Source organism: Phenylobacterium sp., assembly GCF_036563285.1.
Classification (GTDB): Bacteria; Pseudomonadota; Alphaproteobacteria; order Caulobacterales; family Caulobacteraceae; genus Phenylobacterium.
Genome location: NZ_DATCMR010000006.1, coordinates 538704 through 556321 on the forward strand (window position 1 = coordinate 538704; position 17618 = coordinate 556321).

A 17618-nucleotide genomic window follows, 5' to 3' on the forward strand; every position below is an offset into this window, starting at 1 on the left:
CGGGCGAGGCGCTCATGCAGCTTCGCCCGCTGGCGGGCGCAGCGGCCGTCACGCATGCCGGCGAGACGGTCAGCGCCGAACTGCTCCTCGACCTGCCGCACGGGCTGCATGCCCGGCCTGCGGCCCGGGTTGTGGCGACGGCGCAGGCGTTCCAGGCGGAGGTCGAGCTGGCCGCGGGTGGGCGGCGCGCCGACGTGCGTTCCGCCGTGGCGATGATGGCGCTGGGCGCGAGCCCAGGAGCGCACCTGACGGTCACCGCCCGAGGTCCGGAGGCTGCGCAGGCGGTCGAGGCCATCCGGACCCTGCTCGCGGTGATCGCGGAGGAGGAGAGGGCGGCCGCGCCGCTGGCGCCCACCCTTGCCGCCCTGGCGGCGCACACGAAGGAGGCAGGAGTGCTCACCGGCGTCACCGCCGCGCCCGGTCTCGCCATCGGCGTGGCGGTGCGGCTCACGCCGCCCGAGCCACCGCTGGTCGAGGCGAGCCGCGGCGCGGAGGCCGAGTCGCACGCACTCGCCGGCGCGATCGAGGAGGTGCGTGCGCGCGTGGCGGGATCGGGCGTCGGTGGCGCCCAGCGCGACATCCTGGCGGCGCACCAAGCCTTCCTGGCCGACCCGGAGCTGAGGGCCGCCGCCGAGCGGGGCCTACGCGCCGGGCTCAGTGCGGGCGTCGCCTGGCGCGCAGCCCTGCGCCGCGTGGCCGCCGACCTACAGGCGCTGGACGACCCTCATCTGGCGGCCCGCGCGGACGACCTCCTGGACCTGGAGCGACAGGTGCTCTGGGCGCTGTCGGGCGAGACCCCGCCGCCACCCCGCCCTCCCGCTGGCGCGGTGCTCATCGCCGAGGAGCTCCTGCCGTCCCAGCTTGTCGCCCTCGAGGGCGCGCGTGTGGCGGGCTTCTGCACCGCCCGAGGGGGAGCCACCTCGCACGTCGCCATCCTGGCGGCTGCGGCCGGCGTACCGGCGCTCGCCGCCATCGGTCCGGACCTGCTGCAGGTTCCGGAAGGCGCCACGGTGATACTCGATGCCGACGCCGGGACGCTGCGCGTGGCGCCGGACCGCGCCGCCCTCGAAGCCGCTCAGGCCGCGCTCGGCGCCCGGGAGTCGCGCCGCCGCGCCGATCGCGCGGCCGCCGCCGAACCGGCCGCACTCGCCGACGGCCTCCGGATCGAAGTGATGGCCAACCTCGGCGCCGTTGCGGAGGCGGCGGAAGCGGTGGCGCAAGGCGCGGAGGGTTGCGGCCTGTTCCGCACCGAGTTCCTCTACCTGGACCGCACCGTCCCGCCAGATGAGGCCGAGCAGGCCGGCCTCTACCAAGCGGCCGCCGAGGCCCTCGGCGGCCGGCCGCTCACCATCCGCACCCTGGACGCCGGCGGCGACAAGCCGCTCGCCTTCGCGCCAGCGCCGGCGGAGACCAACCCCGCGCTAGGCCTGCGCGGCCTGCGCGCGGCGCTGCGCACGCCGGCGCTGCTCAGGACCCAGCTCGCGGCCATCCTGAAGGTGCGCGGACCGGTGCGTATCCTGCTGCCGATGGTCAATGACGTGGCCGACCTGCGCGCGGTGCGCCGGATGCTGGACGAGCTCGCGCCGGCCGGCGCGCCACAGCTCGGTGTGATGGTGGAGACACCCGCCGCGGCGCTGCTGGCCGACCAGCTGGCGGCTGAGGCGGACTTTCTGTCCATCGGCACCAACGACCTCACCCAGTACGTCCTGGCCATGGACCGCGAGCACCCGGAGCTCGCGCCCCGGCTCGACGGCCTCCACCCCGCCGTCCTGCGCCTGATCGCCCAGGCGGCGGCGGCCGCCGCGGCTGCCGGCAAGCCGGCGAGCGTATGCGGCGGCCTGGCTTCCGATCCCCTCGCGGCGCCCCTGCTCGTCGGGGTTGGCGTGCGTGGTCTATCCGCCGCGCCCGCCGCGGTGCCCGCGCTCAAGGCACGCCTGCGCGGGCTGACGCTCGACGCCTGCAGGGTCGCAGCGCATGCGGCCCTCGATCTTCCCTCTGCGGAAGCCGTGCGCGCGCTGGTGCGCGAGCGGTTGCCGCCGGCTGACGGAGCCTCGTCATGAAGCTCTCCCTGAGCGGCGTGCAGCAGCTGGGCCGCGCGCTGATGCTGCCGATCGCTGTGCTGCCGGTGGCGGCCCTGATGCTGCGGCTCGGCCAGCCCGACCTGCTCGGTGCGCCGGCGCTGGCGGACCTCGGCGGCGGCGCCTTCGGCGTGCTCGCCCAGGCCTTCGCCGCTGCCGGCGGCGCGGTGTTCGGCAACCTCGGCCTGATCTTCGCGGTGGGTGTTTCGGTGGGCTTGGCGCGGGAGAACCACGGCGCGGCGGGGCTCGCAGGCGTGGTCTGCTTCCTCGTCGCCACGGAGGGCGCCAAGGCCCTGCTGCACGCCCCACCCGAGGTCACCGGAGACCTGGCGGTCGCCGCGTGGAAGACCAAGGAGGTGGGCAAGCTCAGCATCCCCGCCGGCATCCTCTCCGGCGTGATCGCCGGGCTGATGTACAACCGCTTCTCCGACATCCGGCTGCCGGAGTACCTGGCCTTCTTCGGCGGCCGTCGGTTCGTGCCGATCGTCTGCGGGCTCGCCGGCGTGGTGCTGGCGCTGGCGTTCGGCTTCGCTTGGCCGGCGCTGGAGCGCGGGATGGACGCGCTGAGCGCCGGCGTGATCGGCCTGGGGCCCGCGGGGCTGTTCCTCTACGGCCTTCTCAACCGGCTGCTGATCGTCACCGGCCTGCACCACATCCTCAACAACCTCGCCTGGTTCTTGCTCGGCGACTACCAGGGGGTGACGGGGGACCTGAACCGGTTCGCGGCGGGCGACCCCACCGCCGGGGCGTTCATGGCCGGCTTCTTCCCGGTGATGATGTTCGGTCTGCCGGCGGCGTGCCTGGCCATGTACCACTCGGCCCCGCCGGAGCGGCGCAAGGCGGTGGGCGGGATGCTGTTGTCGGTCGCGCTGACCTCCTTCCTGACGGGCGTCACCGAGCCGATCGAGTTCAGCTTCATGTTCCTGGCGCCGGCGCTCTACGCCATCCACGCTGTGCTGACTGGCGTCTCGATGGCGCTGATGGACGCGCTGGGCGTGAAGCTCGGGTTCGGCTTCTCGGCGGGGCTGTTCGACTACCTCCTGAACTTCAACAAGGCCACGCGGCCGTGGCTCCTGATCCCGGTCGGGCTCGCCTATTTCGGCGTCTATTACGGCTTCTTCCGGCTCGCGATCCGGGTGTTCGACCTGAAGACGCCCGGCCGCGAGGACGCGCCGGCGGTCCAGGCCGCGGCGCCCGCCGGCTCGCGCGGCGAGGCCTTTGCGCGCGCGTTGGGCGGGCGTGAGAACCTCGCAACGGTGGACGCCTGCACCACCCGCCTTCGCCTCGTGCTGCGTGATCCGGCCAAGGTCGACGAGCCGGCGCTGCGCGCGCTGGGCGCGAAGGGGTTCGTGCGACCCTCGCCGGACACCCTGCAGGTGGTGCTGGGTCCGCAGGCCGATCAGGTTGCGGGCGAGATCCGTGCGGCGGGCGGGACCTCGGATGCCCTGGTGGCCGTGCTTCGCGGTCTGAAGGCCTCGAGCGTCGAGGTCTGCGACAGCCGGCTGCGGCTTGCTGTGGGCCGGAACGCCGTCGTGGACGAGGCGGCGCTTCGGTCGGCCGGAGCGCGCGGGCTGTTCCGCAGCGCAGACCATCTGCACGTTGTGCTGGGCCCCACCGCCTCGGCGGTGGCGGCGCGGCTGCGTGAGGCCTAGTCCGCCTTCAGCCGCGCGACCATCGTCAGGACCACGACCGCCAGGCCCGCCCCGACGGCCAGCGGCGCCATGGCGTCGATAACCTGGCCCGCGGCCCAGCCGGCGTGGCGCAGCTCGCCCGCCAGCAGCGGCCCGATAATCGAGCCGAAGCGTCCAACCCCGACGGCCGCGCCGGCCCCAGCCGCTCGCACGCTGGGACCGTACAGCATGGGGGCTAGGGCATAGAGGGCGTACTGGGCCCCCAGCACCAGGAAGCCCGCTGCGGCCGAGAGCGTCAGGACCGCGGCGGCGCCCTCGGCGCGGCTGAGCGCCAGGATGGCCACCGCCAGGCCCGCATAGGCCGCGGCCAGCGTCCAGCGGTGGCCGAGGCGGTCGGTCACCACGCCCAGCGCCAGGGCGCCGGCGACGCCAACGATGTTGAAGGCCAGCGAGGCCGCCGCGCCATCGGCCGGGGGCAGGCCCTTCGCGACCACCAGCGTCGGGAGCCAGTTCAGCATCAGGTAGAGGATCACCAGGGTCAGGATGTTGGCGGCCCAGAGCAACAGCGTCGGGACCGCACGCCCGCCGGCGAACAGCGCCGGTAGCAGCCGCCGGTCGGCGGCCGGGGCGGCCGCAGGCCGGGTCTCCGGCAGCAGCAGCACGATCACCGGGACCAGCAGCAGGGGCAGGACGCCGCCCGCGACGAAGATCATCCGCCAGTCCAGCGCCTCGCCCCACAGCCGGGCGGCGAGCGCGACGGCCGCGCCGCCGGCCGGCATGCCGCAGAACATGGCGCTGACGGTCGCGCCGCGCCGCTCGGGGCGGCTGATCTCGGCGGCCACGGCGATCAGGTTCGGCATGGCGCCGCCGAAGCCGAGGCCGGTGATGAAGCGGGCGGCAAGTAGGGTCTCGTAATCGTGCGAGAGCGCGGTCCAGATGGAGCACAGGCCGAACCCGATGACCGAGGCGATCAGCACCGGCTTGCGGCCGGTGCGGTCGGCGAGCCAGCCGCCGGCGAAGGCGCCCAGGACCAGGCCGATCATGGCGGCGCTGGCGGCCCAGCCCTGCTGGCTGGAGTCGAGGCCGAGCTCGGGGACCAGCCGGGGTGCGGCGACGCCGAAGGCCTGGATGTCGTAGCCCTCGACGGCGGCGATGAGGAAGCAGACGGCCACCACCACGCCTGGGGCCACGGCGCGCGCGGTCTTCACCATCGGGTCCCTCCCAAGCCTGGCCCAAGGCCTAAGCCGATTCCGCCAAGGGGCGGCTTGGCGCGAGCCCCGCTCTGGGTGATCATCGGATGGGAGGCAAGACCATGAAGCACGTGCTCATCGCGACCCTGGCGGCGGCGCTCGCCGCCGGCGCGGCCCAGGCGCAGGACTGGAAGGCGCCGCGGACACCGTTCGGGCAGCCGGACCTGCAGGGCTACTGGTCGAACTCGACGCTGACGCCGATGACGCGGCGGCCGGAGCTCGGGGAGCGGCTGACCTTCACGCCGGAGGAAGTGAAGAAGCTCGAGCAGGCCGTGGTCGAGGAGGTCGAAGCGGGCAACAAGCCCACCGACCCGAACGCGCCGGTGAACGCCCCCAACGGCCTGGAGCTGCGCCCCGAGTTCGCCGCGGCGGGCGGTGACGTCGGCGGCTACAATCGCGGGTGGCTCGATCCCGGGCACCAGGTGATGCGCGTCGCCGGCCAGCCCCGCACGTCGCTGCTCACGACGAAGAATGGACAGCCTCCGCCGCGCAGGAACGGCGTCGCGACGAACGAGCGCTACGGCGGCGGCCTGGGCTCCTTCGACAATCCGGAGAACCGGCCGCTGGGCGAGCGCTGCGTGATCGGCTTCGGGCGCAACGCCGGCCCGCCGATGTTCCCGAACGGCTTCTACAACAACAACTACCACATCGTTCAGACCCCCGACGCCGTGGCCATCCTGGTGGAGATGGCCCACGACACCCGCGTCGTGCGCCTGAACGCCAAGCACCGCACGGACGGCGTCCGTCCCTACTTCGGCGACTCCATCGGCTGGTGGGACGGCGACACCCTGGTGGTGGAGACCACCCACATCCCCGAGGCCCAGGCCTTCATGGGCTCGTGGAAGGACCTGAAGGTCACGGAGCGCTTCACCCGCGCCTCCAAGAACCGGCTTCGCTACCAGTTCAAGGTCGAGGACCCCACCGCCTGGAACGAGCCGTGGGGCGGCGAATACGAGTTCTCGCCGCTGGAGGGCGTGATCTACGAGTACGCCTGCCACGAGGGGAACTACGCCCTGCCGGGCATCCTGGCCGGCGCCCGGCTGCAGGAAAAGGAGCGGGCGGAAGCTGCGCCCAAGGCGGCCGGCGGCCGCTGACTGCAACTCAGGGGCGCCGCGCTGGCGACGCTGCCACCGGGGCGAGAACCGCTTGACGTACGGTTAACCGGGTAACGCCACTCTCCGAGAAAATGCATCGGGGAGGGGCTGTTGGATTCGTCCGTCAGCAGCGGCGTGCGCGCCCAGACATCGGCCGAGCCCCCCAGCGGGCTGAGCCTCTACGCCGCTTCAGCGAAGAACATGCTGCCGCGCATCGTCACGAGCCTCGGGGTCGCGGGCGTGGCCGCCATCTATGTCGGCGTGGCCTGGGCAGTCGGCTGGCTGTGCCTGGTGTTCGCGGGCTTCGCGGTCGGCGCCTCGCTGCGCCCTTCGATCAAGCGGGCCGCCGACAAGGCCGCCGGCCGACGCGTTTCGGCGGGCGTGTGGGCCAACAGCACGTTCGCCGTCGTACTGCAGTGCGCGATCCTCACGGCGATCTGGCTGATGGGGGATCCGGTCGCCAAGGCCTTCGCGCTGACGTCTGCGGTGGTCGGCGCCTGCTACGTGCTGCTGCAGTACTATTCGAACGTGGCGATGTTCCGGCTGTTGCTGGCGCCCTACGCGGCGACGCTCGGCCTGATGATCGGCCACCTGGTCTGGCGCACTGGCTTCAGCGCCGCCACCGTCGTGACGGTGATCGCCGGCGGCGTCGGGGTGGTGAACTTCTTCGTGCTCGCCCAGCGCCAGCTCGACCGATCCCGCACCGCGCTGCGGCAGGCCCGCGCCGAGGCGCTGCGGGGAGAGGTCGCGGCCGAGGCGGCCAACGCGGCCAAGTCCACGTTCCTGGCCACCATGAGCCACGAGATCCGCACGCCCCTGAACGGCGTGCTCGGCATGGCCCAGGCCATGGCGGGGGACAAGCTGTCGAAGGTGCAGCGCGAGCGGCTGAGCGTGGTCCACCAGTCGGGCGAGGCGCTGCTCGCCATCCTCAACGACGTGCTGGACCTGTCGAAGATCGAGGCCGGAAAGCTCGACCTGGAGCACATCGAGTTCGACCTGGCGGAGGTGGTGCGCGGCGCCTATTCGGCCTTCACCGCGCTGGCCAACAAGAAGGGCCTCTCGTTCGCGGTCGAGATCGACCCGGCCCGCGGTCGCTACATGGGCGACCCCACGCGGCTGCGGCAGGTGCTCTACAACCTGATCTCCAACGCCCTGAAGTTCACCGAGGCGGGCGAGGTCCGGGTGACCGCCCGGCGCTCCGGCGCGATGCTCGAGATCGCCGTCGCCGACACCGGCGTCGGCATCTCGCCGGACGGCATGGCGCGGCTGTTCGGCAAGTTCGAGCAGGAGGACAGCTCCACCACCCGGCGCTTCGGCGGCACGGGCCTCGGCCTGGCGATCTGCCGCGAGCTCGCCCAACTGATGGGCGGGGAGATGAGCGTCGAGAGCGAGCTCGGGAAGGGCTCTCGCTTCATCCTGCGCGCGCCGCTGGAGCGCATCGGCGACGAGAAGCCGCCGGCCGAGTACGCGCCGCCGCCGCCCAGCGAGCGCCAGGCGCTGGGCCTGCGCGTGCTGGCCGCCGAGGACAACGCCGTCAACCAGCTGGTGTTGAAGACCCTGCTGCACCAGCTCGGGGTCGAGCCGGTGGTCGTCGACTGCGGCGAAGCGGTGATCGACGCCTGGGAGACGGGGGACTGGGACGTCATCCTGATGGACATCCAGATGCCGGACATGGACGGCATGACGGCCACGGCGCGGATCCGGGAGCGGGAGCGGGAGACCGGGCGTCCGCGGACCCCGATCGTGGCGCTCACCGCCAACGCGATGGCCCATCACATCGAGCAGTACCTGGCGGCCGGCATGGACAGCCACGTCTCCAAGCCGATCCAGGCCATGGCGCTGTTCGAGGCCGTGGTGGCGGTGACGCAAGGCGGCGACGCCGAAGAGGCCACGAAGGTCGCCTGACGGCCCCGCTACGTAGATTCCACAGGGTGCGGGCGGGGCCGTCTTTCGGCATCCGTAAGGCCGCCATGCACCTGACGTACGAGCTCTATTTCCAGGAAGGGGACGAGCCGCCGAAGTTCGAGGCGCTGACCTGCGCCTCGCTGGCCGAGCTCATGTCCGCGGCGCGCCGTCGCCTCGCCGAGCGCCGCGCGACCTCGGTCGCGGTCCACCAGTTCGGCCGCGAGCTCTTCACCCTGAAAGCCTGATCGCCCGCTACTTGTAGCGCTCGAACCAGGCGATGATCGCCGCCGCCTTCGCGCCCGATTGCGAGGGGCGCGCGGCCAGGCCGCCGTGGCTGGCGCCGGGCACCCGAACCAGGGCGGTGGGCACGCCGCGGTACTGCAGGGCGGCGTAGTACTGCTCGGCCTCGGAGGCGGGCGTGCGCCAGTCCTCCTCGCCGACCACCACCAGGGTGGGGGTCTTCACGTTGCCAACCAGGGAGAGGGGGGAGCGGGCCCAGTAGGCCTGCGGGTCCTCCCACGGCATCTTGCCGAACCAGTAGGGGCCGAAGAAGCCCACGTTGTCGGCGGTCAGCACGTGGCTCGACCAGTTGATCACCGGCTTCTGGGTGGCGGCGGCCTTGAACCGGTCGGTCTTACCGATGATCCAGGAGGTCAGCACCCCGCCGCCGGAGCCGCCGGTCACATAGAGCCGGTTCGGGTCGACGAAGCCCTTGGCGACGGCGGCGTCCACGACGCTCATCAGGTCGTCGTAGTCGTGGCTGGGGTAGTTCTTGTCGATCTCGTTGGCGAAGGCCTCGCCGTAGGACGTGGAGCCCCTCGGATTGGCGTAGACCACCACATAGCCGGCCGAAGCGTAGAGCTGCACGTCGGTGGCGAACGACGGGCCATAGGCCTGGAACGGCCCGCCGTGGATCTCCAGGATCAGCGGATACTTGCGTGAAGGGTCGAAGTTCGGGGGCGTGGCGATCCAGGCGCCCACCGGCTTGCGGTCGAACGAGGAGACCACGGGGAGGGGCTCGACGCGGGCCAGGGTCTTGCCGGTGAACAGGTCCTCGTTCAGGCGGGTGAGCCGCTGGGTCCGGCCGCCGCGCAGGACGGCGATATCGGCCGGATGGTCGGGCGTGCTCTGCGTGAAGGCCACCAGCCCGTTGCGCGCCACCGAGAACTCGCCGCCGGTGTAGGGCCGGTCGAGCGAGCCGCCGCCAAGCTGGACGTTCAGGGTCTCGACGCGCCCGTCGAGCGTGACGCGCGCCAGCTTGCGGACACCCAGGTCGTCGTAGCTGACATAGAGGCTGCGGCCGTCCGCAGCCCACTGCGGCGAGCCCACGCTGCGGTCCAGGGCGCCTGTCAGGACCCGGCTGTTCTTGCCGTCGCGGTCCATGACGTAGAGTCGGGTGTTCTCGTAGCCGCGCCGCCGCGCATCGTCGAAGCCCAGGTAGGCGATCTTCGTCCCGTCGGGCGAGACGACCGGCGACTGGTCGGGGCCCACGCGGTGGGTGAGGCGGGTCATCGCCCCGTCGCGGATCGAGACCCGGTAGAGCTCGGTCTCGTTCGGATCGATCTCCCAGCGCTCGGCGCGGTTCGTGGCGACCACCACGGCCTCGCCGTCGGGGGTGAAGTCGATTGGCCCAGCATGGTCGAACTTGCCGAAGGTGAGCTGGCGCGGCTGCCCGCCGTCGGCGGAGACCACGAACAGGTGCCGGTAGCCGGGCTTCAGGATGCCTTCGCCGTCCACGCGCCAGACCGCACGGTCGATGACCTTCAGCGGATCGGCCCAGCGGGCGCCCTCGGGCCGGCGCGCCGAGCTTCCCAGCGGCTTGCCCTCGTCGAGAGTCAGCATGGTGAACGCCAGGGTCTTGCCGTCCGGCGACCAGGTGATGTCGTTGGGCGCCTGCTCCAGCGTCGCCACCCGCGCCGAGCGGCCGGAGACCATCCAGCGCACGTAGAGCTGCGGCGGCCCGCCCGGAGCGGCGAGCACATAGGCCAGGCGCGAGCCGTCCGGCGACCAGCGCGGCGTGAGGCTGGAGGCCTCGTCCGCCACCATGGGCGTCTGGGCGCCCGTGACCGGGTCCACCATCCAGATCGAACGGCCGGCGCGGTCGGTCATCACGTCGTAGGTGGTGCGCACATAGGCGATGGCGCCGCCGTCCGGCCGCACCCGGGGGTCCCCCGCCGCACGCAGGCCGAACAGGTCGCGGGCCGTGAAGGTGCGCGCTGGACCCTCCTGCGCCATGGCGGGAGCGGCCATGGCCAGGACGGCCGCGGCCAGAAGTACTCGGATACCCATTTTGGTGTTCGTCCCCCGATTAACCGCCTGCATAAACGGCTTCTCAACCGCGATGCGTCAATCTCCCAGGTCGATCGACCCAGAAGAGAGTCGGATGGCCCCTCGCACCCTGCCCAGCGCCAGCATGCGTCCCGACGCCCTTGCCTCGCTCAAGGTGCTGGTCGTCGACGACAACGCCAATGTGCAGCGGCTGATCTGCGACGTGCTGCGCGCCGGCGGCGTGGGGCGCGTGGAGACGGCCGACGACGGCATGCGCGCCCGCCAGACGCTCGCCCGCTGGGATCCGGACATCATCTTCTGCGACTGGAACATGCCCGTGATGGGCGGACTGGAGCTGACCCGCTCGATCCGACGGGCCGCCGTCCACCCCGACCGCCGGGTGCCGAACCCGCAGGTGCCGATGATCATCGTCACCGCCCATCGGAGCCAGAAGGAGGTCGAGGAGGCCCGTCTGGCCGGGGTGAACGAGTTCGTTATCAAGCCCTTCACGCCCGCGGCGCTGCTCTCGCGCATCCAGCTGGTGCTGATGAAGCCGCGCCAGTTCATCGTCTCGGAAGCCTACATCGGCCCGGACCGCCGCCGGCGGGTCGAGCTGGCCTACGCCGGGCCCATGCGCCGCATGAGCGACCCGGACGAGGTGGTCGACCAGGTGGAGCGCACCGCGACCCGCGAGACGATCAGCATCGAGCTGGAGGCCCTGCGCCGCCTTATCAGCGTCCGCGGCGGGGTCGACCGCGAGACCCTGAAGATGACCTACCGCGTGCTGCAGCACACCAGCTTCCGCGCCCGCCAGGTGCGCGACGCCATGGTGGAGCGCGCCTCGCAGCTGCTGATCGACTACGTGGACGCCATGGGCGGGCCGGAGCGCTGCGACGCGGCCCTGCTGGACGTCCATTTCAAGTCCATGGGCCAGCTGCTGGATATCCCGCCGGAGCGCTCGAAGGAGGCCGCCAAGCTGGTCAGCCACCTGGCCGCGGTGGTGAAGCACAAGATCGGCCGCACAAAGAAGGCCGCGTGACCCGCGCCGCGCGGGCCGCTAAACCGGCGACATGGCCGAAGCCTTCAACGAAATGACCCTGCCGGCCGGCAAGGCCGAGCGATACGCCGCCGTGGCCGAGGAGATCGCCTCCGTCCTTGCCGGCGAGACGAACCAGATCGCCTGCATGGCGACCATCGCCGCCATGCTGAACCACGCGTTCGAGCACTATTTCTGGACCGGCTTCTACCTGGTGGACCCCGACAAGGACGAGCTGGTCGTCGGCCCCTACCAGGGGACGCTGGGCTGCCTGCGCATCCCGTTCGGCCGAGGCGTCTGCGGGGCAGCCGCGCGCTCCCGCCAGACCCAGATCGTCGCCGACGTGGAGGCCTTCCCCGGCCACATCGCCTGCGACAGCCGCTCGAAGAGCGAGATCGTGGTGCCGGTGGTGGACGCCCAGGCCCGGCTGATCGCCGTGTTCGACGTGGATTCCGAGCAGCCGGCCGCCTTCGACGAGGTGGACCGGCATTGGCTCGAGCGGATCCTGCTCAGGACCTTCGCGGAGGCCTGAGGCAGGCGCCCGCTTTCTGGGCAGATCGGACCGTCGCCCTATCGGCGCTTGCCGCTAAGCCCGCGCGGGGATGTAACAATCGCGGAACGGCCGCGTTTAGCGGCCGGACGTGGACGGTGGCGGGAGAGCCTATTGCAGGCGAGCTTCGACGAGGCGGACGGCGCGCCAGGCAGTGACGGGCGGCCGGCCTACGCCGAGATCCGCCGCTGGCTCAGCGAGACGCCCCACGAGATCCTGAAGACCCGCCACGCCCAGGCCGAGCTGCTGTTCCGGCGCACCGGGATCACCTTCGGCGTCTACGGCGACGAGGAAGGCGCCGAGCGGCTCATCCCCTTCGACGTGGTGCCGCGGGTGCTGACCCGCCGCGAATGGAGCTATCTGGAGCGCGGCCTGGTGCAGCGGGTGAAGGCCCTCAACGCCTTCCTGGCGGACGTCTACGGTCCGCAGGAGGCGATCCGGGCCGGCGTCGTCCCCGCCGACCTCGTGCTGCTCAACCCACAGTACCAACTGGCGGTGGCCGGCCACCGGCCGGCCGGGGACGTCCACGTCCACATCGCCGGCATCGACCTCGTGCGCACCGGCGAGGACGAGTTCTACGTCCTGGAGGACAACGCCCGCACGCCGTCCGGCGTCTCCTACATGCTCGAGAACCGGGAGATGATGCTGCGGCTGTTCCCGGAGCTGGTGGAGCGGGCCCGGGTGGCGCCGGTGGAGACCTACACCGACCTGCTGCGCCAGACCCTGGCGTCGGTGGCGCCGGCGGGGCGCGAGCAGGAGCCCGGCATCGTGGTCCTGACGCCCGGTCCCTACAACTCGGCGTTCTACGAGCACAGCTTCCTGGCCGACAAGATGGGGGTGGAGCTGGTGGAGGGCGCCGACCTCTTCGTCCTCGACGAGGTGGTCTACATGCGCACCACCGAGGGCCCTCGGCGGGTGGACGTGATCTACCGGCGCATCGACGACGCCTTCCTGGATCCGCTGGCGTTCCGGCCGGACTCCACCCTGGGCGTGCCGGGGCTGTTCGCGGCCTACCTGGCGGGGAACGTCACCCTGGCCAATGCGGTCGGCAACGGGGTCGCCGACGACAAGGCGATCTACAGCTACATGCCGCAGATCATCCGCTTCTTCACCGGCGAGGAGCCGATCCTCAAGAACGTGCCGACCTGGCGCGGCCGCGACCCGGCCGAGCTCGCCTTCATCCTCGAGCGCCTGCCGGAGCTGGTGGTGAAGGAGGTCGACGGGTCCGGCGGCTACGGCATGCTGGTGGGGCCGCACGCCAGCAAGGCGCAGATCGCCGAGTTCCGGGACAAGCTCGCCGCCCAGCCCGAGAAGTTCATCGCCCAGCCGACGCTGTCCCTATCCACCTGTCCCACCCTGCGCGACAGTTGCATCGAGCCGCGGCACGTGGACCTGCGGCCCTTCGTGCTCACCGGCGCGGACGGGGTGAGGGTGGTGCCCGGCGGGCTGACCCGGGTGGCGCTCACCGAAGGCTCGCTGGTGGTCAACTCCAGCCAGGGCGGCGGCACCAAGGACACGTGGGTGGTGGACGGCTGATGCTCTCGCGTACGGCGTCCAACCTCTACTGGTCCGGCCGCTACCTGGAGCGGGCCGACTTCCTGGCGCGCCTGCTCGACGCCACCATCCGGCTGGCGAGCCTGCCCTCGACCTACGGCGGCGATCCCAGCGCCTGGACGGGCGCGCTCGCCTCGGCGGGCGTGCTGGATGCCTACAACGCCTGCAATCCGGCGGTGACCGAGAAGGACGTCATCGCCTTCCTGACGGTCGATCCGCGCAACGGCTCGTCGATCCGGGGGTGCCTGGAGCAGGCGCGCGGCAATGCGCGGGCGGTGCGCACGGCGCTCACCCTGCAGGCCTGGGAGGCGCTGAATTCCGGCTGGCAGGATATCCAGCGCTACCCCACGCGGGGCCTCTCCCGCAGCCGCGCCGCCGACCTGGTGGAAGCCGCCCAGCGGGCGGTGGTGGCGTTCGAGGGCTCGGCCTACCGCACCATGCTGCGCGGCGACGGCTACTGGTTCCTGCAGCTGGGAGCGGCGGTGGAGCGGGCCGACAACACCGCCCGCATCCTCGACGTGAAGTACCACCTGCTGCTGCCGAGGGACGAACTGGTGGGCGGCAGCCTCGACTACTTCCAGTGGGGGACGATCCTGCGCACGGTCTCGGCGCACACGGCTTACCGGTGGGTCTACAAGGGCGACGTGAAGCCCTGGCTGGTGGCCGACCTGCTGATCTTCAACAGCAAGATGCCGCGCTCGCTGACCGCCTGTTACGACCAGATCCTGACCCTGCTGGACTCGCTCGCCGCCGACAGCGGCCGGCGCGGGCCGGCGCACCGGATCGCCTCCGCCGTCCAGCGCCAGCTGGCCGAGACCAACATCGACGAGGTGTTCGCCTCCGGCTTGCACGAGTTCGTCGACCGCTTCCTGGCCGACAACAACCGGCTGGGCGCTGCGGTGGCCGAGCAGTTCCTGTTCTGATGCGCATCCGGGTCAGCCACGCCACCACCTACGCCTACCGCCGGCCTGCCGAAGGCGTGATCCAGGTGCTGCGCCAGAGCCCGCAGGACCACGACGGCCAGCGGATCGTCTCCTGGCGGGTGGAGGTGGACGCCGACGGCTTCCTGCGCGAGCGCCGCGACGCCTTCGGCAACGTCATCCACCACTTCTATGCAGAGGGTCCGGTCGAGACGCTGACCGTGCGCGCCACGGGGGAGGCGGAGGTGGAGGACCGCGCGGGCGTGGTCCGCGCCGCGCCCGAGCCCCTGCCGCCCCAGGTGTTCCTGCGCCAGACGCCGCTCACCGAGCCGGACGCCGCGATCCGCGAGCTCGCCCAGGCGGTGCAGGGCGGCGACGCGCTTGGCAGGCTGCACGACCTGATGGCGCGGCTGTACGGCGCCATGACCTTCGAGACCGGCGTCTCGGACGCCGCGACGCCGGCGTCGGCGGCGTTCGCCAGCGCCCGGGGCGTGTGCCAGGACTACGCCCACATCTTCGTCGGCGCCGCCCGGCTGATCGGCGCGCCGGCCCGCTACGTCTCCGGGCACCTGGCGCGGCGCGACGACCCGGAGCAGGAGGCGGCGCACGCCTGGGCGGAGGCCTACGTGCCGGACCTCGGCTGGGTGGCCTTCGACGCCGCCAACGGGGTCTGTCCCGACGGGGCCTACCTTCGCATGGCGGTGGGGCTGGACTACCTGGACGCCGCGCCGATCCGCGGGGCGCGCCGCGGCGGGGGCGAGGAGAGCCTGGAGGTCGTGGTTCGGGCCGTGGACCGCACCTGTCAGGCCCAGCAGCAATGAGGACGCCCAAGTGACCTATTGCGTGGGCCTGCTGGTGCGCGAGGGGCTGGCGATGCTGGCCGATACGCGCACCAACGCCGGCGTCGACAACATCTCGACCTACCGCAAGCTGCGCATCTACGGGAACGACGGCGAGCGGTTGATCGCGGTGGCCTCGGCGGGCAGCCTGTCGACGACGCAGCAGGCGCTGGAGCGGGTGGCGCTGGGCATCACCGCGCCGGACACCGACTTGCAGGAGAGCCTGCAGACCTGCGCCTCCATCCACCGCGCCGCCTACCTGATCGGCCAGTCGATCCGCGCCACCCGGGACGAGATGGAGGGGCTGCAGCAGGCGGAGATCAACTTCGACGCCACCCTGCTGGTGGGCGGCAGCGTGGGCGGGGAGCCCAGCCGGCTATTCCTGGTCTACGTGGCCGGCAACTTCATCGAGTGCGGCCAGGACACGCCCTACCTGCAGATCGGGGAGACCAAGTACGGCAAGCCGATCCTCGACCGGGCGCTGACCTACGAGACCGACCTCTACGAGGCGGTGAAGATCGGGCTGATCTCTTTTTCCTCGACCATGCGCTCGAACCTGGCGGTGGGCCTGCCGATCGACCTGATGGTCGCCCGGCCGGGGCAGGCGCGGGCCGAGCTGACCCACCGGATCGACGAGTACGACCCCTATTTCCGCGAGCTGAACGACCGCTGGAGCGAGGCGCTGAAGGCGGCCCAGGCGTCGATCCCCAGGCCGCCCTACGGCAAGACGAGCTAGGCCGCGACGGGTCGGCTGCGAGCCGGCAGGAACCGCGGATTGCGCACCAGGGCGGCGGTGACCAGCGAGATGAGAAGCCCCACCGGGAAGATCTCCGCGAAGGTCATCGGCATCCGGAACAGCGGGTTGGCGTACTGGGCCTTCATGGTCTCCATCTCGGCCACGGCCTTGTCGTAGGCCGCGCCCGTGACGCCGGCGGCGCGTTTGGCCTCCAGCATCTGAGCCGTGTAGTCGCCGATGAAGTCGTAGTCGGTCACGGCCAGATAGACTTCCCAGGTGAGCACGTAGGCGATGGAGGCGACCACGGCGATGCCGAGGCCTATCCCAAGCGCCGGCCAGAAGCGGATCACGCCGCCCAGCGCCTGGTCACGATGCTGCTTCACGCCGACAAGAATGGACGACAGGGCCACCAGCATTATCAGGTAGCCGAGCCAGACGTTGGCGTGCGGCGCCCCGCCGTTGAGGACCAGGGTCCCCGCCATGGCGGCGATGATGACCACGCCCGAGATCAGGCCGTAGGTCAGGATGATGCGGAGCATTGTGTGTTCTCCCGATTGGACGATGCCTTGAAGCTGCACCGCCGCCCCGGGCCAGGGTATCGCCCGAAAGGGTGAATTCGTCAGCTTGCGACCGTTTCAGGCGATCAGGTGCAGGTCGCGGGCCTTGCTGATCGCCTGGGTCCGGCGGCTCACCTGAAGCTTGGCGAAGAGGTTGGCCACGTGGGTCTTCACGGTGTTGGGGGAGAGGCCCAGGGTGCGGGCGATCTCCTTGTTGGACTGGCCGGCCGCCAGGCGCTCCAGCACCTTCACCTCCTGGCCGGTGAGCCCCAGCGAGGCCACCGCTGCGGCGTTGCGCTCGAACGGGGCCGGCGCGCGGCGCTGGGTGAGCTTCCAGCCGAGCCACACCCCGCCGGCCGCGCAGGCGACGCCGATGAGGCCCACATAGGCCTCGATGGAGAAGGCGCGGGCCAGGTACTGGTATTCCAGCCACTGCAGCAGGAGGGCCCCCGCGGCCAGCACCAGGCCCCAGAGGATCACCGTGCGGATCATGTCCGGATGGTGCGTGATCCGCCCTGAGCGTCAACCGGCCGTTGTTCCGCCGCGCGGGCGTCGCTAATCAACGAGCCGGCGTGGGCGTGGCGTGGAGGCGTAGCGGCATGAGGCTGAAGCCCTACAACCAGGGCGACCTGAACGGCCTGTGCGGCATGTACGCGGTGGTGAACGCCCTGCACTTGCTGTTCGAGGCCGGCGACGTGCCGGACTTCGGGGAGGACGTATTCCGCGCGACCGCCCGCGCGATTCCGCAGGACGCCTATCCGGCCGTGCTGTGGAACGGCATGACCATCGACAAGGTGGTCGACCTCGCCAAGCGGGCGGCGGTGCGGGTGAAGCGCCGGATCGACGTCCGGATCGCCGTGCAGCAGCCGTTCGGCCACGACGACTTCCCCAGCGCCGAGGCCTACGTCCGCGAGCTGTCGGCCATCACCCGTTCGGGCTACGCCAGCGCCATCGTCGGGGTGAACTGGGGCAAGGCCAGGGGCGGGGGCGGCCACTGGAGCGTGTTCCGGGGCGTCCGCAACGGCCGCGTGCACTTCTTCGACGCCGTCGAGCGCAACCTGCCCCTGGACCGGCTGCGGGTGCGCGGAGAGCGCGGCAACCGCTTCTGCACCGACGAGACCATCATCCTGCGGATCACCGAGATCCACGGCGAGAAGGTGACAATACCGTAACGCGATAACTGAACGGCGTTCTTTCCAT

Annotated in this window: 16 protein-coding genes; 12 read left to right on the forward strand and 4 right to left on the reverse strand. The window is 71.5% G+C overall.

Annotated features, from left to right (window positions below; genetic code table 11):
- The first annotated feature begins 14 nt into the window (after positions 1 to 14).
- Together ptsP and nagE are read left to right on the forward strand one after the other, a co-directional pair.
- A complete protein-coding gene (gene ptsP / locus VIL76_RS07555; protein WP_414695420.1) occupies positions 15 to 2060 on the forward strand; it encodes a phosphoenolpyruvate--protein phosphotransferase in 2046 nt (681 codons plus the stop codon).
- On the forward strand, positions 2057 to 3730 hold the full coding sequence (nagE, locus tag VIL76_RS07560) for an N-acetylglucosamine-specific PTS transporter subunit IIBC (protein ID WP_332044391.1): 1674 nt from the start codon (positions 2057 to 2059) through the stop codon (positions 3728 to 3730). Before ptsP ends, nagE begins: the two co-directional genes overlap by 4 nt.
- Here the strand turns inward: nagE and VIL76_RS07565 are convergent.
- Positions 3727 to 4920 (reverse strand): MFS transporter, encoded by a 1194-nt coding sequence (locus VIL76_RS07565; protein WP_332044392.1) that lies wholly within the window; start codon positions 4918 to 4920, stop codon positions 3727 to 3729. The genes nagE and VIL76_RS07565 overlap by 4 nt on opposite strands.
- A gap of 101 nt (positions 4921 to 5021) precedes the next feature.
- Between VIL76_RS07565 and VIL76_RS07570 the strand changes: the two genes are divergently transcribed.
- The 3 genes from VIL76_RS07570 (at position 5022) to VIL76_RS07580 (ending at position 8203) form a co-directional block, all read left to right on the forward strand.
- Positions 5022 to 6053 (forward strand): hypothetical protein, encoded by a 1032-nt coding sequence (locus VIL76_RS07570; protein WP_332044393.1) that lies wholly within the window; start codon positions 5022 to 5024, stop codon positions 6051 to 6053.
- 111 nt (positions 6054 to 6164) lie between these two features.
- On the forward strand, positions 6165 to 7958 hold the full coding sequence (locus tag VIL76_RS07575; protein WP_332044394.1) for an ATP-binding protein: 1794 nt from the start codon (positions 6165 to 6167) through the stop codon (positions 7956 to 7958).
- A gap of 65 nt (positions 7959 to 8023) precedes the next feature.
- Positions 8024 to 8203, forward strand: coding sequence for a hypothetical protein (locus VIL76_RS07580; protein WP_332044395.1), 180 nt, complete (start codon positions 8024 to 8026; stop codon positions 8201 to 8203).
- A gap of 7 nt (positions 8204 to 8210) precedes the next feature.
- Here VIL76_RS07580 and VIL76_RS07585 read toward each other — a convergent pair whose 3' ends face one another.
- A complete protein-coding gene (locus VIL76_RS07585) occupies positions 8211 to 10247 on the reverse strand; it encodes a S9 family peptidase (protein ID WP_332044396.1) in 2037 nt (678 codons plus the stop codon).
- A gap of 94 nt (positions 10248 to 10341) precedes the next feature.
- Here VIL76_RS07585 and VIL76_RS07590 point away from each other — a divergent pair, with 94 nt between their 5' ends.
- The 6 genes from VIL76_RS07590 (at position 10342) to VIL76_RS07615 (ending at position 15861) form a co-directional block, all read left to right on the forward strand.
- The gene (locus tag VIL76_RS07590; RefSeq protein WP_332044397.1) at positions 10342 to 11265 is read left to right on the forward strand and encodes a response regulator; all 924 of its coding nucleotides are present in this window, start codon (positions 10342 to 10344) and stop codon (positions 11263 to 11265) included.
- 31 nt (positions 11266 to 11296) lie between these two features.
- A complete protein-coding gene (locus VIL76_RS07595; protein ID WP_332044398.1) occupies positions 11297 to 11794 on the forward strand; it encodes a GAF domain-containing protein in 498 nt (165 codons plus the stop codon).
- A gap of 132 nt (positions 11795 to 11926) precedes the next feature.
- Positions 11927 to 13348, forward strand: a complete 1422-nt coding sequence (locus VIL76_RS07600) for a circularly permuted type 2 ATP-grasp protein (protein WP_332044399.1) — start codon at positions 11927 to 11929, stop codon at positions 13346 to 13348.
- On the forward strand, positions 13348 to 14289 hold the full coding sequence (locus VIL76_RS07605; RefSeq protein ID WP_332044400.1) for an alpha-E domain-containing protein: 942 nt from the start codon (positions 13348 to 13350) through the stop codon (positions 14287 to 14289). The genes VIL76_RS07600 and VIL76_RS07605 overlap by 1 nt, the downstream gene beginning before the upstream one ends.
- A complete protein-coding gene (locus tag VIL76_RS07610) occupies positions 14289 to 15107 on the forward strand; it encodes a transglutaminase family protein (protein WP_332044401.1) in 819 nt (272 codons plus the stop codon). The genes VIL76_RS07605 and VIL76_RS07610 overlap by 1 nt, the downstream gene beginning before the upstream one ends.
- Before the next feature lie 10 nt (positions 15108 to 15117).
- Positions 15118 to 15861 carry a peptidase gene (locus VIL76_RS07615; protein WP_332044402.1) on the forward strand — a complete coding sequence of 248 codons (744 nt, stop codon included), beginning with the start codon at positions 15118 to 15120 and terminating at the stop codon, positions 15859 to 15861.
- Here the strand turns inward: VIL76_RS07615 and VIL76_RS07620 are convergent.
- Together VIL76_RS07620 and VIL76_RS07625 are read right to left on the reverse strand one after the other, a co-directional pair.
- Entirely contained in the window at positions 15858 to 16400 is a 543-nt protein-coding gene (locus tag VIL76_RS07620; protein ID WP_332044403.1) for a DUF4199 domain-containing protein, read from the reverse strand. The genes VIL76_RS07615 and VIL76_RS07620 overlap by 4 nt on opposite strands.
- Positions 16401 to 16496: 96 nt before the next feature.
- On the reverse strand, positions 16497 to 16910 hold the full coding sequence (locus VIL76_RS07625; protein ID WP_332044404.1) for a response regulator transcription factor: 414 nt from the start codon (positions 16908 to 16910) through the stop codon (positions 16497 to 16499).
- A gap of 107 nt (positions 16911 to 17017) precedes the next feature.
- On the opposite strand from VIL76_RS07625, the gene VIL76_RS07630 reads away from it, so the two are divergent.
- The gene (locus tag VIL76_RS07630; protein WP_332044405.1) at positions 17018 to 17590 is read left to right on the forward strand and encodes a hypothetical protein; all 573 of its coding nucleotides are present in this window, start codon (positions 17018 to 17020) and stop codon (positions 17588 to 17590) included.
- Positions 17591 to 17618: the final 28 nt, after the last annotated feature.

Excerpts from the sequence above, each read along its gene's own strand:
- VIL76_RS07570 (WP_332044393.1), top strand. The coding sequence starts at position 5,022 with ATGAAGCACGTGCTCATCGCGACCCTGGCGGCGGCGCTCGCCGCCGGC.
- VIL76_RS07620 (WP_332044403.1), bottom strand. The coding sequence starts at position 16,400 with ATGCTCCGCATCATCCTGACCTACGGCCTGATCTCGGGCGTGGTCATC.
- ptsP (WP_414695420.1), top strand. The coding sequence starts at position 15 with ATGCAGCTTCGCCCGCTGGCGGGCGCAGCGGCCGTCACGCATGCCGGC.
- VIL76_RS07625 (WP_332044404.1), bottom strand. The coding sequence starts at position 16,910 with ATGATCCGCACGGTGATCCTCTGGGGCCTGGTGCTGGCCGCGGGGGCC.
- VIL76_RS07565 (WP_332044392.1), bottom strand. The coding sequence starts at position 4,920 with ATGGTGAAGACCGCGCGCGCCGTGGCCCCAGGCGTGGTGGTGGCCGTC.
- VIL76_RS07630 (WP_332044405.1), top strand. The coding sequence starts at position 17,018 with ATGAGGCTGAAGCCCTACAACCAGGGCGACCTGAACGGCCTGTGCGGC.
- nagE (WP_332044391.1), top strand. The coding sequence starts at position 2,057 with ATGAAGCTCTCCCTGAGCGGCGTGCAGCAGCTGGGCCGCGCGCTGATG.
- VIL76_RS07610 (WP_332044401.1), top strand. The coding sequence starts at position 14,289 with ATGCGCATCCGGGTCAGCCACGCCACCACCTACGCCTACCGCCGGCCT.
- VIL76_RS07585 (WP_332044396.1), bottom strand. The coding sequence starts at position 10,247 with ATGGGTATCCGAGTACTTCTGGCCGCGGCCGTCCTGGCCATGGCCGCT.
- VIL76_RS07605 (WP_332044400.1), top strand. The coding sequence starts at position 13,348 with ATGCTCTCGCGTACGGCGTCCAACCTCTACTGGTCCGGCCGCTACCTG.
- VIL76_RS07595 (WP_332044398.1), top strand. The coding sequence starts at position 11,297 with ATGGCCGAAGCCTTCAACGAAATGACCCTGCCGGCCGGCAAGGCCGAG.
- VIL76_RS07590 (WP_332044397.1), top strand. The coding sequence starts at position 10,342 with ATGGCCCCTCGCACCCTGCCCAGCGCCAGCATGCGTCCCGACGCCCTT.
- VIL76_RS07580 (WP_332044395.1), top strand. The coding sequence starts at position 8,024 with ATGCACCTGACGTACGAGCTCTATTTCCAGGAAGGGGACGAGCCGCCG.